This window comes from Mycoplasmopsis gallinarum DSM 19816 (genome assembly GCF_000621085.1).
Lineage (GTDB): Bacteria > Bacillota_I > Bacilli_A > Mycoplasmatales > Metamycoplasmataceae > Mycoplasmopsis > Mycoplasmopsis gallinarum.
Genome location: NZ_JHZE01000012.1, coordinates 1 through 13,240 on the forward strand (window position 1 = coordinate 1; position 13,240 = coordinate 13,240).

18 protein-coding genes, 2 tRNA genes and 1 pseudogene are annotated in these 13,240 nt (G+C 25.9%); 8 read left to right on the forward strand and 13 right to left on the reverse strand.

All coding sequences use genetic code 4. From position 1 onward, the window contains the following. Positions 1 to 261: pseudogene (locus Q346_RS03890) on the forward strand (IS1634 family transposase); the annotation flags it as partial. A gap of 99 nt (positions 262 to 360) precedes the next feature. On the opposite strand, the gene Q346_RS0102735 reads toward Q346_RS03890, so the two are convergent. The 3 genes from Q346_RS0102735 to tapR all read right to left on the reverse strand — a co-directional run bounded on the left by Q346_RS0102735 (position 361) and on the right by tapR (position 2,314). After that, positions 361 to 434: transfer RNA gene (locus tag Q346_RS0102735), tRNA-Thr, on the reverse strand. A gap of 19 nt (positions 435 to 453) precedes the next feature. Continuing rightward, on the reverse strand, positions 454 to 1,692 hold the full coding sequence (gene tyrS, locus Q346_RS0102740) for a tyrosine--tRNA ligase (RefSeq protein WP_334290793.1): 1,239 nt from the start codon (positions 1,690 to 1,692) through the stop codon (positions 454 to 456). A gap of 4 nt (positions 1,693 to 1,696) precedes the next feature. Further along, positions 1,697 to 2,314 (reverse strand): TyrS-associated PheT N-terminal domain-related protein TapR, encoded by a 618-nt coding sequence (gene tapR / locus Q346_RS0102745; protein WP_027332963.1) that lies wholly within the window; start codon positions 2,312 to 2,314, stop codon positions 1,697 to 1,699. 38 nt (positions 2,315 to 2,352) lie between these two features. On the opposite strand from tapR, the gene Q346_RS0102750 reads away from it, so the two are divergent. Then, on the forward strand, positions 2,353 to 3,246 hold the full coding sequence (locus Q346_RS0102750) for a DegV family protein (protein WP_027332964.1): 894 nt from the start codon (positions 2,353 to 2,355) through the stop codon (positions 3,244 to 3,246). Positions 3,247 to 3,286: 40 nt separating this feature from the next. On the opposite strand, the gene Q346_RS0102755 is transcribed toward Q346_RS0102750, so the two are convergent. The 4 genes from Q346_RS0102755 to prfA form a co-directional block, all read right to left on the reverse strand. Next, positions 3,287 to 3,361 (reverse strand) — tRNA-Trp (locus tag Q346_RS0102755). A 41-nt stretch (positions 3,362 to 3,402) separates the two neighbouring features. Continuing rightward, positions 3,403 to 3,624, reverse strand: coding sequence for a phosphopantetheine-binding protein (locus tag Q346_RS0102760; RefSeq protein WP_027332965.1), 222 nt, complete (start codon positions 3,622 to 3,624; stop codon positions 3,403 to 3,405). Between the two features lie 26 nt (positions 3,625 to 3,650). Then, positions 3,651 to 4,373 (reverse strand): peptide chain release factor N(5)-glutamine methyltransferase, encoded by a 723-nt coding sequence (gene prmC / locus Q346_RS0102765; RefSeq protein ID WP_036438045.1) that lies wholly within the window; start codon positions 4,371 to 4,373, stop codon positions 3,651 to 3,653. A gap of 8 nt (positions 4,374 to 4,381) precedes the next feature. Next, entirely contained in the window at positions 4,382 to 5,461 is a 1,080-nt protein-coding gene (prfA, locus tag Q346_RS0102770) for a peptide chain release factor 1 (RefSeq protein ID WP_027332967.1), read from the reverse strand. Between the two features lie 54 nt (positions 5,462 to 5,515). On the opposite strand from prfA, the gene Q346_RS0102775 reads away from it, so the two are divergent. Then, positions 5,516 to 6,313: a hypothetical protein gene (locus Q346_RS0102775; protein ID WP_027332968.1), complete on the forward strand. Its 798-nt coding sequence runs from the start codon at positions 5,516 to 5,518 to the stop codon at positions 6,311 to 6,313. Between the two features lie 27 nt (positions 6,314 to 6,340). Here the strand turns inward: Q346_RS0102775 and rplA are convergent, their stop codons facing one another. The 5 genes from rplA to rpoE form a co-directional block, all read right to left on the reverse strand. Beyond that, positions 6,341 to 7,036 (reverse strand): 50S ribosomal protein L1, encoded by a 696-nt coding sequence (gene rplA, locus Q346_RS0102780; protein WP_027332969.1) that lies wholly within the window; start codon positions 7,034 to 7,036, stop codon positions 6,341 to 6,343. Further along, positions 7,036 to 7,479, reverse strand: coding sequence for a 50S ribosomal protein L11 (rplK, locus tag Q346_RS0102785; RefSeq protein WP_027332970.1), 444 nt, complete (start codon positions 7,477 to 7,479; stop codon positions 7,036 to 7,038). Before rplK ends, rplA begins: the two co-directional genes overlap by 1 nt. Before the next feature lie 126 nt (positions 7,480 to 7,605). Then, positions 7,606 to 8,166, reverse strand: a complete 561-nt coding sequence (locus Q346_RS0102790; protein ID WP_155946937.1) for a thermonuclease family protein — start codon at positions 8,164 to 8,166, stop codon at positions 7,606 to 7,608. A gap of 59 nt (positions 8,167 to 8,225) precedes the next feature. Continuing rightward, positions 8,226 to 9,083: a class II fructose-1,6-bisphosphate aldolase gene (fba, locus tag Q346_RS0102795; protein WP_027332972.1), complete on the reverse strand. Its 858-nt coding sequence runs from the start codon at positions 9,081 to 9,083 to the stop codon at positions 8,226 to 8,228. Between the two features lie 3 nt (positions 9,084 to 9,086). Continuing rightward, positions 9,087 to 9,350 carry a DNA-directed RNA polymerase subunit delta gene (gene rpoE, locus Q346_RS0102800; protein WP_027332973.1) on the reverse strand — a complete coding sequence of 88 codons (264 nt, stop codon included), beginning with the start codon at positions 9,348 to 9,350 and terminating at the stop codon, positions 9,087 to 9,089. Between the two features lie 85 nt (positions 9,351 to 9,435). Here rpoE and Q346_RS0102805 point away from each other — a divergent pair, with 85 nt between their 5' ends. Genes Q346_RS0102805 through Q346_RS0102825 form a run of 5 tightly spaced genes read left to right on the forward strand, consistent with a single transcriptional unit; the run spans position 9,436 to position 12,209 of the window. Next, complete coding sequence (locus Q346_RS0102805; RefSeq protein ID WP_027332974.1) at positions 9,436 to 9,957, forward strand: tRNA (cytidine(34)-2'-O)-methyltransferase; 522 nt, start codon at positions 9,436 to 9,438, stop codon at positions 9,955 to 9,957. Between the two features lies 1 nt (position 9,958). Further along, positions 9,959 to 10,690, forward strand: a complete 732-nt coding sequence (locus tag Q346_RS0102810; protein WP_027332975.1) for a TrmH family RNA methyltransferase — start codon at positions 9,959 to 9,961, stop codon at positions 10,688 to 10,690. Beyond that, the gene (locus Q346_RS03895) at positions 10,690 to 10,926 is read left to right on the forward strand and encodes a hypothetical protein (RefSeq protein WP_036438048.1); all 237 of its coding nucleotides are present in this window, start codon (positions 10,690 to 10,692) and stop codon (positions 10,924 to 10,926) included. Before Q346_RS0102810 ends, Q346_RS03895 begins: the two co-directional genes overlap by 1 nt. Before the next feature lie 7 nt (positions 10,927 to 10,933). Next, the gene (ylqF, locus tag Q346_RS0102820; protein WP_036438051.1) at positions 10,934 to 11,791 is read left to right on the forward strand and encodes a ribosome biogenesis GTPase YlqF; all 858 of its coding nucleotides are present in this window, start codon (positions 10,934 to 10,936) and stop codon (positions 11,789 to 11,791) included. Further along, the gene (locus tag Q346_RS0102825) at positions 11,784 to 12,209 is read left to right on the forward strand and encodes a hypothetical protein (protein WP_027332977.1); all 426 of its coding nucleotides are present in this window, start codon (positions 11,784 to 11,786) and stop codon (positions 12,207 to 12,209) included. Before ylqF ends, Q346_RS0102825 begins: the two co-directional genes overlap by 8 nt. 114 nt (positions 12,210 to 12,323) lie before the next feature. On the opposite strand, the gene Q346_RS0102830 is transcribed toward Q346_RS0102825, so the two are convergent. Next, the gene (locus Q346_RS0102830) at positions 12,324 to 13,238 is read right to left on the reverse strand and encodes an ABC transporter ATP-binding protein (RefSeq protein WP_051521804.1); all 915 of its coding nucleotides are present in this window, start codon (positions 13,236 to 13,238) and stop codon (positions 12,324 to 12,326) included. Positions 13,239 to 13,240: the final 2 nt, after the last annotated feature.

A 13,240-nucleotide genomic window follows, 5' to 3' on the forward strand; every position in this document is an offset into this window, starting at 1 on the left:
ACAGGTTATATTTGTCTTTGTTTCTTAAGTTTAGTTTTAATGAAATTTTTAGTTTTCAAAATTAATGATTTAACAGGATTATCTGGAAAAGATAAATTCACGGAAAATAGATTAATTCAAATGATTAATGATGTTGTGCAAGTTGAAGAAAAATTTAATAAAAAAACAGTTAAAGTTTTTGACATTAAAGACAAAAGCTTAAATGATAGTTGAAATGATTATGAACTAATCCAAAAAATTTTAGAAATGATTAAAAATTAAAAAAGCAATATCCGCTAAAACGGATATTTTCCTTTTTATACTAGCAAGTGGGAAACGCAGGAAAAAAAGAAAACTTGATTTTTTAATCAAGTTTTCATATGGTGCTGAATACGAGAATCGAACTCGTGGCGACTGATTACGAGTCAGTTGCTTTACCACTAAGCGAATTCAGCATAAACTCGTTTTAACGAGTTATTTAGTTTTCAAAATTATGGTTTGTTTCTTGCCTTTTTTAAAAATTGCGTATTTTCCTTCAAATTGTTGTGGACAATAAAGTGTTTCTTCGCCAACTAATTCATTATCAATTTTTAAAGCATTGGTTTGAATAAATTCTCTTGCTTCTCTTTTTGACAAAATAAATTTATTTTCGATTAATTTATTAATAATATTCTCATTTTCAGAAATTTCACATATAGGCAAATAATTACTAATTTCTTCTATTTCACTAATATTTAATTTATTAAAATCAAAATTTTTATTAAAAAGAATTGATGTAATTCATTCTGCTTTTTTGACCTCTTCAATACCAAAAATATCTTTAATTACTTCACTAGCTAATGTTTTTTGAGCCAAATGTTCTTTTGGGTTTTGTAGATGTTCTTCAATAATTGAATTAATTTTTGAAACATCTAAAAATGTTAGTCACATTAATAATTTTTTAACAATTGAATCTGGTTGATTTAATAAATATTGATACATATTATATGGAGATGAAAGTTCTTTGTCCAATCACAATGAACCTCCACCTGTTGATTTACCTATTTTATTGCCATTTTCATCTGTTAATAAATCTAAAGTTAATCCTACTGCATTATGTTTATTAGCATAAACTTTATCAATCATATCTAAACCGGCTACAATATTCCCTCATTGATCGCTTCCGCCCATTTGAACGCAAACATTATTATTTTTGTAAAGAGTTAAAAAATCATAACCTTGAATGACTTGATAAGTAAATTCAGTAAATGATAAACCTCTTTCAATTCTTTTAGTTACTGAATCTTTGCTTAACATTGAAGCTACATTAATTAATTTTCCTGCGTCCCTTAAAAAATCTAGAACATTCATATTCACATAAAAATCATAATTATCAACTACTTCAAAATTCATTTTGCTTAATTGATTTTTAATCCGATTTTTATTATCTATAACTGTATTTAAATCTAATAATACTCTTTCAGAATCTCTAAATGATGGATCTCCTATCATTCCAGTGGCTCCACCCACAAGAGCATAAGTTTTATAACCATACTTTTGAAATCTTTTTAAATTAATCATCAAAATATAATTCCCAAGATGCAAACTTTTTGCAGTCGGATCAAACCCAACATAAATTCCGGTCTGATTTGGATTCAAATTTAATAATTTTTCTTCATTGCTAATTTGTTTTAATATTCCACGTTCTTTTAATTCTTCTATTATTGTCATAATACACCTATTTATAAGTAGTTTGAACTTTGTCTAAAATTTCTAAACCAAAATATTTTTGATAATTTTTGTTTAAGTAATCAAAAAAATTTTGATTTTCTTCATCTGTTGCTATTCTGAACCCAAAGGATTTTAAACTTGCCAACATCCCTTGACTTTTTTCATTCATTATTTCGCCTTCAGTGATTTCTAATCCTTGAGAATTTATTGAACCATTTAAAATAAAAGGGAAATATTTACCTTCAGTAGTATAAGAGGTATTTGTAATAATTTGTTTTTTAAAATCTCCAAAATCAACTTGTAATATTGCTAATTTTTCACTTTTTGGATGTTGTGATCTTTTTTCTATTTTCCCCAAGGCAAAATTTAAAACCTTGTTAAATTTAAATTCTGGATCAATTGCTAATAATTCTTCTTTTAATTTTGCTTCTATCAATGTATCAACTAAACCATAATTGTTATTAAAATTCAATTTTCCGAAATAATTAAAGCATTTGATTTGTTTCTCATTATCAAATCAAATTACAAAATTGTTTTGTGCTAGCTTGTTAATTGGTTTAACTGAACTATCTACATATATTATGTAAGTATCATTAAATTTTTCTCTTAAATCAAAGTAAATCATAATGTTAATTATACACATTTATAATATATAATAATGTTATGAAATATGCAATTATTGTAGATTCTGCATGTGGTTTAACCCAAAAACAAGCAGAAAAATTAGGTTGATATTATTTACCGCTTCATATTGAGATTGACAATGTAGAATATGAAGATGGTGTTGATATAACCACAAAGAATTTATTTGAAAAATACACTAAAGAAGCTGATGTTAAAACTTCAGCAATTAATATTGGTAAAACTATTGAATTATTCGAAAAATTATCTAAAGAATATGACAAATTATTTGTTTATCCTATTTCTAAGTTTTTATCAGGTACATATCAATCTTTAGAAAATTTAGCCTTGGAATTTCCAAAATTAAGAGTTATTCAATCAGTTGAAGTGGTTCAATTAATTGCTTTTGATTTATTTTGATTTGAAAATCAAATGAAAAAAGATCCTTCAAAATTTGAAGAATATCTTCAATTTATAGAAAAGAACGGATTTAAAAAATCTTTAACTTTAATTCCAAAATATAATAAATATTTAGTTAAAGGTGGCAGATTAACTCCTGCGGCAGCTATCATTGCAAAAATGCTAAATATTGTGCCTTTAATCAAATGAGAAGATGGTCAACTAAAAAAAGAGGGTATTGGCAGAAACTTTAAAAAAACAGTTTTAAAAAATATTGAAGATAAATATGATTTTTTTAAACAGCTAAATAATCCAAATGCTTTTGTTGCTTATTTGCATTCCAATGCTTCCGAAGAAGAAAAAACAAGCATTGTTGCTAAATTTGAAAGTCTTTTTAATTTTAAGCCTTATATAACATTAATTGCACCTGTGATTTCTATTCATACAGGACCTGAAGCTTATGCTGCTGTTGTTATTGACCTCGATAAGCAAACTAAAGAAATAATTGAAGAAAAAATTAAATTAATTAACGAGTAGGAAAGATTAAAAATCTTTCTTTTTTTAAAAAATAAAAAAATGGCAGGAGTGACAGGATTCGAACCCATAACACACGGGGTTGAAGCCCGTTGTTCTACCGTTGAACTACACTCCTACAGTTTTTTAATTATAACAAAAAAATAACAAATTCCTTTGTTATTTTTTGTATTCTGAAATTAAATTAACTATATCTTGAATTGTTTCAATATTTACTATTTTTTCATCATCAATTCTTATATTTAATTCTTCCTCTGCTTCGAACACTAATTCCGCTAATGATAAAGAATCAATTTTCAAATCTGATAATTTTGAATTTAAATGTACATCTTTTTTAGTTAATTTTTTAATTTTATTAATGATTAATTCTTGTAATTCCATAGTAATAATTATATTTAATAAATCAATTATTGTTGAAAAATTACAAATCTTGGCTTGTTATTTATATCAAATAAGATCTCGCAATTTTTGTATTTATTTCATTTATCAAAATGATATGGATTTATTTCCATCACTAAAAATCCGTGAGGCTTTAAATATTTTTTATAATTTTTTAATATTTTTTCATATATTTTTCAACCTTGGTTTTCTGCATATAAAGCTAAATGTGGTTCAAATTTTTTAACATTGTCTGCAATAGTTAAATCTTTTTTATCCAGATATGGAGGATTTGAAATAATCAAATCAAACTGTTTATTTGGCTTAAATTTATTAAATAAATCAGAGTGTTTAATTTTTATATCTTTATTTTTTTTAAAGTTTCACTTTTTATTAAATTTTGCAATTTTTAAAGCTTTATAACTTATATCAGATAATCAAATTTGAGCTGATTTATAGTGTTTTTTTAAAGCAAGCCCAATAAAACCTGATCCAGTACAAAGATCTAGAATTTTAGCTCTATAAGGTAAATTAATTTTTCTCGATACCAAATCAACCATTTCTTCGGTTTCATAACGAGGGATTAAAACATTAGAATTAACTTTAATTTTGACATCAAAAAATTCAACATACCCCATAATATGTTGAATTGGTACCCCTTTTTTTAATAAAGTTAATTCTCGAGAATTAATTGTTTCTTTTAAGCCATATTTTCTTTTTTCATGTAAAAATATTTCAACTTTTTTTTGCATAAATTTTATTAAAGTAATCCAGCTTCTTTTATTTTTTGATTTTGTTCTTCAGTTAATAAGGCATCTACTATTGGTTGTAATTTACCTTCCATAACTTGTTTTAAAGAAGTAGAAAAACCAATTCTGTGATCAGTGACTCTATCTTGTGGATAATTATAAGTTCTTATTTTTTCACTTCTGTCACCTTGACCAGCTAATTTTCTATATCCTGCTTCTTCTTGTTGTTTTTTTGCCATTTCAATATCATAAAGTTTAGAACGCAAAACGTTCATAGCAGTTTCTCTATTCGCTATTTGGCTTCTTTCATCTTGAGATGAAACCACAATTCCAGTTGGTAAGTGAGTAATTCTAACAGCTGAGTCAGTGGTATTAACAGATTGACCTCCGGCACCAGATGAACGATAAGTATCGATTTTTAAATCATTTGGTTTAATATCAATATTTACTGTATCATCAATTTCAGGAATAACAGTGACTGTTGCAGTTGAAGTATGAATTCTTCCTTGACTTTCTGTTACAGGGATTCTTTGAACTCTATGTACTCCTGATTCAAATTTTAATTTTGAATAAACATTTTCACCTTTAACTGAAAAAACTATTTGAGAAAATCCACCAGTTGGTGCTTGTGATGAAGAAATAATTTTAATTCTAAAGTTCGATTCTGCTCCATATTTAGTATATAACTTGAATAAGTCGCCAGCAAAAATGTTTGCTTCGTCTCCTCCAGCAGCTCCACGAATTTCAATAATAACGTCTTTATCATCGTTTTCATCTTTAGGTAAAATTAAAATTTTTAGCTCTTCTTCTAATTTTTCTAATTTAGACTCATTTTCATCAATTATTGATTTAGCAAATAAAACTTCTTCCTCATCTTTGGAATTAAGTAAAATTTTTGCTTCTTCAAGATCATTTTCTAAACTTTTGTACATTTCAAAAGTTTCAGCTATATTTTTGATCTTATTTATTTCCTTATTTAATTTTGTGTATTCTTTTATGTTGTTTATTACTTCTTCAGAATTTAATTTTTCAGATAGTTGATTGTATGTTGTTTGTATATCTGATAAGGATTTATACATTGCCTTTTCCATAAAAATTATTATAAGACTTTTTACATTTTAAATAAAATTAATTGGAGGAGATATATGAATTATTTTTTATGAATTCTAATTATTTTAATTCCCTGTTTATGTTTATTAACCATAAATATTATTAGCACTGCTAAACCAAGTTTATTAATTAAAAATTTTGATTATTTACCTTCTAGAATTTTAAATAATGCAAAATTGAAGTATCTACTTTGAATTGTTTTTTGAATAATTTTTGGTATTAGTATTATTACAACTCTTTGAATTTTGAATTACAAATGAATATTGGCTAAAATTTCATGGTTAGAATTGCCGCCAATTCCACAAAATAAAGAAGAGGCAATTCAAGCACAAGATCAAGTTAAAGCTTGACAAATTTGTTTTTGATTTACATTAACTTTAATTTTTCTTTTTAGTGCAGGTTTAGGTTTCTTAAATTGAAGAAGTTATAAAAATTTATCAGTTACAAAAAGTGATTATTTTCATTATGACTGAACTAAACAATTTGAAAAAATCAACATTACTGAAAGACAGATTTACGATATTAAAATTAAAAATAAATTATTAAGGAATCAAACTTTCACCGAATCTTACAACATAGAAAAAATTATTGTGTTTTTAATTAAAAAACTTCAAAAAAATAAAAAATCTAAATTAAATAGTTTTGCCTTAATTACTTATTGAACGTTTTATAAAACGGGCTCAATGGAAGCCAATTTTCAAATTGAACCAGGAACTAGAATTTTTGTTTTAATGTTTTCTGTCATTCATTTATTAGAGAAAGAGAACATTTTTAAAGCAATTAATTCGAGTCGAGAAGAATATATAAAATTTTTAAACGATTATTTTAGATAAAAAAAATACGGAAAATCCGTATTTTTTTTATCTTTCGATTTTCACTTTAACACCAGGTGCCATTGTTGCAGTTACTACAATGTTTTGTAAGTATGTTCCTTTTACTGCAGCTGGTTTTAATCTTTTAATTAAAGAAATAACAGTTTGAGCATTTTCAACTAAGTTTTCAACTGGCATGCTTACTTTACCAATTAAAGTATGTACAATACCTGCTTTGTCTGTTCTATAGTTTGCTTTACCTTTTTTAAGTTCTTCAACTGCTTTTTCAGGAGTTGGAGTAACTGTTCCAGTTTTTGGGTTTGGCATAAGACCTTTTGGTCCTAATTTTTTACCATATTTACCTAATAAAGGCATCATTGCTGGATCAGCAACCATAACATCAAAATCAAAATTATCTTCTTTAATTTTGCCTTCTAATTCTAATCCATCAACTACTTGATCTGCTCCTGCTTCTTTAGCAAGTTTTTGTTTTTCTGGATTATTTGTTACAACTAAAACTCTGATTGATTTACCTGTTCCGTGAGGTAATAATACTGCACCACGTAATTGTTGATCTGCTTTTCTAACATCAAGGTTTAATTTCATTACAAGTTCAACAGAACCATCAAATTTAGAATATGAAGTTCTTTGAACTAATTCTAAAGCTTCTTTTAAATCATAAGCAACTGTTTTGTCAAAAGATTCACGAGCTGCTCTAATTTTTTTGCCACCTTTGTGAGCCATTATTTATCTCCTTCAAGGTTGTAACCTTCGATTGTAATACCCATGTTTTTAGCAGTTCCTGCAATAATTTTCATTGCTTGTTCAATGTTGTCAGTATTTAAATCAGGTAATTTGTATTCTGCAATTTCTTTTAATTGATCTAAAGAAATTGTAGCTACTTTAGTAGTTTTTGCGTTTGAGCTACCTTTTTCAATTTTCGCAGCTTGTTTTAATTTGTAACTTGCAGGTGAAGTAAATAATTTGAATTCGAATGATTTGTCTTTATAAACAGTAATTTCTACTGGAACTGGTTCGTTCCCTCTATCTCTTGTCGCGTCATTAAATGCCCTAGTAAAATCAGGCATATTAATTCCCACACCAGCAAGCGCTGGACCAGGTTTTGCTTGTCCTGCTGGGAATTGTAATTTACGAACACGAACAATATCAGCTTTTGATTTAGCCATATTGAGTATCCTTTCAATATTGTGGTACTAGCGATATTTTTTGTATCTCCCACTAGTTAGAGGCAATTATTCAATTGCGTACGTATTATAATATAAAAGAGTAAAAATTAATGTTAAGAATTTTATTTAATTTTTATGGAAAATATATTTAAGATTTTCTTTTCAAATTCCTAAATTTAATTTTCTTGCTTCATTTTCTAAATTAACTATTTTATAGTAATATTCAATTAATTTATCATCTACAATTCAATAAGGTTTTGAGTATTTATATAAAGAAACATATTTTACTCTTGCAAGTCCTTTTTTAAGCAATTGCATTGCAACATCTATATTTTGGTGATTTTTTAAAATGACAACTTTTCTTTGATATTTATCAATTTTTAAGATTTTTATTTTTATTTCTTTTCATTTTAATAATCTAATTAGCTCTTGTTTTGCTTTTTGTCCATAATAGTTTTCTTTTAGTGCTAGTTTTTCTCCATTTGACTTTTTAATTTCCGGAGTATCAATTCCAAAAATTCTTAATCCCGTATATTGATTATTCATTTTGCAATAGATTGTATCTCCGTCTATAATTTCATAATCTTTAATCTTATATTCTTTATTTGTTGCATAGTTTGTCGTGGTACAACTTAAACATAGAGGAAACAGTGTTAAATTAGTAAATATTACCCATTTTCTTTTCACATTATTAAATTGACATTTTGGTTTCAAAAAAATAGAATAAAAAAAATAAGTAAAATAACCTATTTTTTTCTTTGACATTCTTTAATTTTTTCTTCTATAACTTTACAAATTGCATCAAATCCAGGTTTTAATAGTTTTCTTGGATCATAATTTTTATTTTCTAAATCTTTATTAGAAATAATAAATTCTCGAATAGCTTGATGGTTAGCCTGCTGTAATTCTGTATTTATGTTTATTTTAGTTACCCCAAGTTCTATAGCCTTAGCTACTTGTTCATAAGGAATTCCGCTTCCACCATGTAAGACTATTCCAATGTTTAAATTTTGATGCAACTCTTGTAATTTATCAAAATTTAAACCGTTTCAATTAGCTGGATATGGACCATGAATATTGCCAATTCCTGCTGCTAAAACATCAATTCCCAAATTAGTTAATTCTTTTGCTTCGGACAAATCAGCTAGTTCTCCATTTGCAATAGTCCCATCTTCTTCGCCACCAATTGAACCCACTTCAACTTCCAAAGAAATATTTTTAATTTTGCAAGTTTCAATTAATTTTTTAGTTAAATTTAAATTTTCCTCGAAATTTAATTTAGATCCATCAAACATTACTGAAGTAAAACCGTTGTCAATTGCTTTTAAACAAGCTTCATAGCTTCCATGATCTAAATGCAAAGCAATATCGACTGTAATATTTAATTCTTCAATTAAATTTTTAACTAAATTAGCAACGGTTTTATATCCGCCCATATATTTGATTGCCCCTTCAGATACACCTACAATTAAAGGACAATTATTTTTTTGGGCCGTCAATAAAATTGCTTTAGTTCATTCTAAATTATTAGTATTAATATGTGGCACTGCATAATGATTTTTATATGCATTTTGCAACATTGCTTTAGCATTAACTAAAGCCATAAATTAATTAAATCCCATTCTTGTGGTTCATTGATTTTCGTTTTTATCTCTTACAAAACGTGAATCCACAGTCAATAAACGATATAGTTCTCCAATTTTATTTACTCTTAGAGTTTCATATGCAATTTCTTTTTCTTCAGCCTCTAATTCTCATTTATTTTTTAATTCTTTTTCAACTACTTCAAAAAAATTTTCAAAAGGAACATAAGTACTATTTTTACAATTTTCAATTCCATAATCAACTGCAATATCAAGCATTGTTCTCATAATAACTCCTCTTTTTAGTATTTTAAACATTATAATATTAACAATATTATATTATTATTAATTAATAACAAACATAAGGAGAAAAATGCTAAATATTATTTTGTTTCAGCCAGAAATTCCGCCTAATACTGGTAATATAATTCGTACTTGTTATGCTTTGGGCGCTAAATTACACATAATTAAACCCATTTCTTTTGATTTAGATCCACATTATCTTTCTCGTTCTGGTGCAGGCAAACTACTTACAGATATTCAACATGAAGTTCACAATTCATATGCTGATTTTGTAAAAAAATATGGTAATAAAAAAATTTATTATCTAACAAGATATGGACAAAAAACTTATGCTGATGTTGATTTTAAAAAGGATTATGAAAAAGATAAAGAAATATGAATAATGTTTGGTCGTGAATCTACTGGAATCGATAAGGAAATTTTAAAAAATAATTTAGAAACTTGCCTAAGAATTCCTATGGTTTCTGCAATGCGATCTATTAATTTAGCTAATTGTGTAGCAATTGTTGGCTTCGAAATTATGCGTCAGTTAGACTTTGTTGATTTAAATCCTTTTGAAACTCAAAAAGGTAAGGATTATTTACTCAAATAAAATGCAAAATAAGTTAATTTCTAGTGTTCAAAATTCCAAGATTAAATATTTGAAACAAGTTGCAAATTTTAAATATTCAAATTTATTTTTAGTCGAAGGTTATCATTTAGTTCAAGAAGCATTTAAAAATAATTTAGTAATAGAAACATTTGAATTAAATGAAAATCAATTAGTTTATCCAAATTCAACTCTAATTACATCAAATGTTTTAAGCTCAATAACTAACACAAAAACACCTGAAGGAATCGTTGCATTGTGCAAAATTGCTTTTAAAACTGAATTAAATGACAAAATAATTTTTTTAGATAATGTACAAGATCCAGGCAATATTGGCACTATTATTCGTACTATGAAAGCTTTTAATTTTAATTCTTTGATTGCCAATATTAATTTATTGAATCATAAAATTATCCGTTCAACTCAAGGTGCAATTTTTGATTTAAATTACTATCAATACAAACAAAATGATTATTCAATCATAAAAAAACTTAAAAGCGAAGGTTACAAAATTATTGGCACTTTATTAGATAAAAATAGTCAGCCTTATTTTCAAAATGACTTATTTACAGGCAAATTTGTGTTAATAATGGGGAATGAAGGAAACGGAATAAGTCGTGAATTACAACAACTATTGGATTATTCAGTTTATATTCCAATTAATTTTGAAAGCTTAAATGTTGCTGTGGCAACTGGAATTGTATTGAATCACATTTATCAAAGCGAGAAAAAATAATGAAAAATGAAAAATTAAATGATTTGTTGATTAATCCAAATTTTAATTTCGAATTTAATGGATATTCAACAAAAGAAGTAAATGAGCATATTAATTTAATTTCTATTGAAATTGATAATTTAAAACAAAATTATGAAGCTAAAATTAACGCTTTAAATGCAGAAATTAAAAAATTAAATAATAAAGTTGCTTCATTAGAATTAGAACTTGTTAATAAAGCAATTGAAAATAAATAAGGAAAATATGGCTGAAGAAAAAATATTGATTAATTGATATCCTGGGCATATGGCTAAGGCAATAAGAGAAATTAAAGAAAATGCTCAGCTTGCTGACATTTTTATAATTGTTTTAGATGCAAGATGCCCAATTAGTTCATACAATGAGGACTTTGATCAAATTGCTCCTCATAAACCTAGATTGTTTGTGATAACAAAAAGTGATTTGATGGATTCAAGCAAAAAAAGCGCTATTTCAAAGCGTTTTGGAGATGAGAACTTGCTTTGATTAGACTTAAGACAACAAAAAAATAAAAACGTCATTATTAATCAAGTTAAAAAAATGGCGCAAACTAAAATCGCTAAAGATCGCGCTAAGGGTTTATTAATTTCTAAAATTAAGGTTTTTGTAATGGGTATTCCTAATGCTGGAAAGAGCACTTTGATTAATTTAGTTTCACAAAAAAAATCTCTAAAAGTTGCTAATTTTCCTGGGGTCACAAGAAATCAAAAGTGAGTTCAAGTTAATGATTCTTTATTTTTTTTAGATACACCCGGCATTTTATTACCCAAATTAAATGATCAAGAGGCAGCAACTAAACTTGCTATGATTGGTTCAATTGAAACTAATTTTTTCCCATTAAGATTTCTAGCTAATAATTATTTAAAAATTATCTTAGAATATTACCCAAATAAATTTACTAAAGAATTCAATATTAATTTAGACGAATTTGACAATGAATTCAGCGAAGTAAAAGCACATAATATATTTTTCAAAATCGCTATAAATAAGCAGTATAAAAATGACAATAAAGCAGATTTAACTCGAGTGTATAAAGAATTTATTAATTGAGTTAAAAATTTAAAAGGAGTTACTTATGATTAAGAAAAATAAACATTCTTTACAAGAGAAATCACAAGCATGATACAAAGTTTTTTCATATCAACCAGATTTTTTTAAAAACAAGTTGTTTTCTAATTATCAATTTTCTTCTTTAATCCTCTTAATTTTAGGTGCTTTAATAGTATTAGGCATAATGCTGGCAATAAAATTAAAAAGTGCCACCAATTTTAATCCAGTTAATTTTTCTGCAATAATTATTTTTACCATTTTGGTTTTCTTAGGATTTTTATTGCAATTATATTTCTTTATTTTCGGTATTTTGAATTGAATTATTTTAAATAAAATTAAAAGAAATCAAAGTTTTGAATCTTTAAGCAAATCTATTTCTATTTGAGTAAAATTCACTTTTAAAAAATATCCTGAGAAATATTTATCTATATTAGAACCATTAGGAAATTAGAGGCAAAATATATTTGTTATATACATTTTCTAAATAAAAACAAAAATTTAATTCATTGCAACTAAAAAAACACGATTTTGGTTTTCACCATTTTCGTGTTTTTTCTTTCTAATTCTAATCAATTTTTAAGAATTCATCGGGGTGTTTCTTTTTATCATTTTTGACAATTTTTTCAATTTTTCCGTTTTTTACATAAAATACTCTATCGGCAATTGGAGTTATTTGTGGATCATGACTAACAAAAATGATAGTTGTTTTTTCTTTTTTATTTAATTCAAAAAGTGTTTTTAAAACAATTTTTGTTGTTGCATGATCTAGGGCACCAGTTGGTTCATCTGCAAAGATAATTTCAGAATTTTTTACTAACGCTCTTATAATTGAAACTCTTTGTTGCTGTCCGCCTGATAATTGTGAAGGATATTTATTTTTTTCATTACTTAATTCAAAAGTTTTAAATAATTCATCAATGTTTAAAACTTTTTGTTTGTCTTTTTGCAAATAAGCACCAGTCAAAGCGTTGTCATATGCACTTAAATTAGTTAATAAATTGTAACTTTGAAAAATGAAGCTAACATTATTCCTTCTAAATTTAGTTAACCCTCTGTCATCTAAATTAACTAGTGATTCGTTATTGACATAAATTTCACCTTTATTTGGTCTATCTAAACCTGAAATTAAATTTAATAATGTTGATTTCCCACTTCCAGAAGTTCCGAAAATCAAAATAATTTCACCTTTATCAATTGTTAAGGAAACATCATCTAAAACTTTGTTAATTACTTCACCATTAACATAATATTTAGTTACATTTTTAACTTCAACTAAATGGTTGAAATTTTGAACTTTATTTTTTTTAGAATGTTTTCTTTTTGATAATTTATTTAACAATTTAGCAATTTTTTTATTTACTATTAATTGCTTTTGCCCATTTGCATATTTATTAATTATTTCGCAAACATTTTCAGAAGTAATTTTTTCGTTTTTTGGAATTTTCAATTCTGGAAAATTCAATTCTTTTTCATTTTTCATTT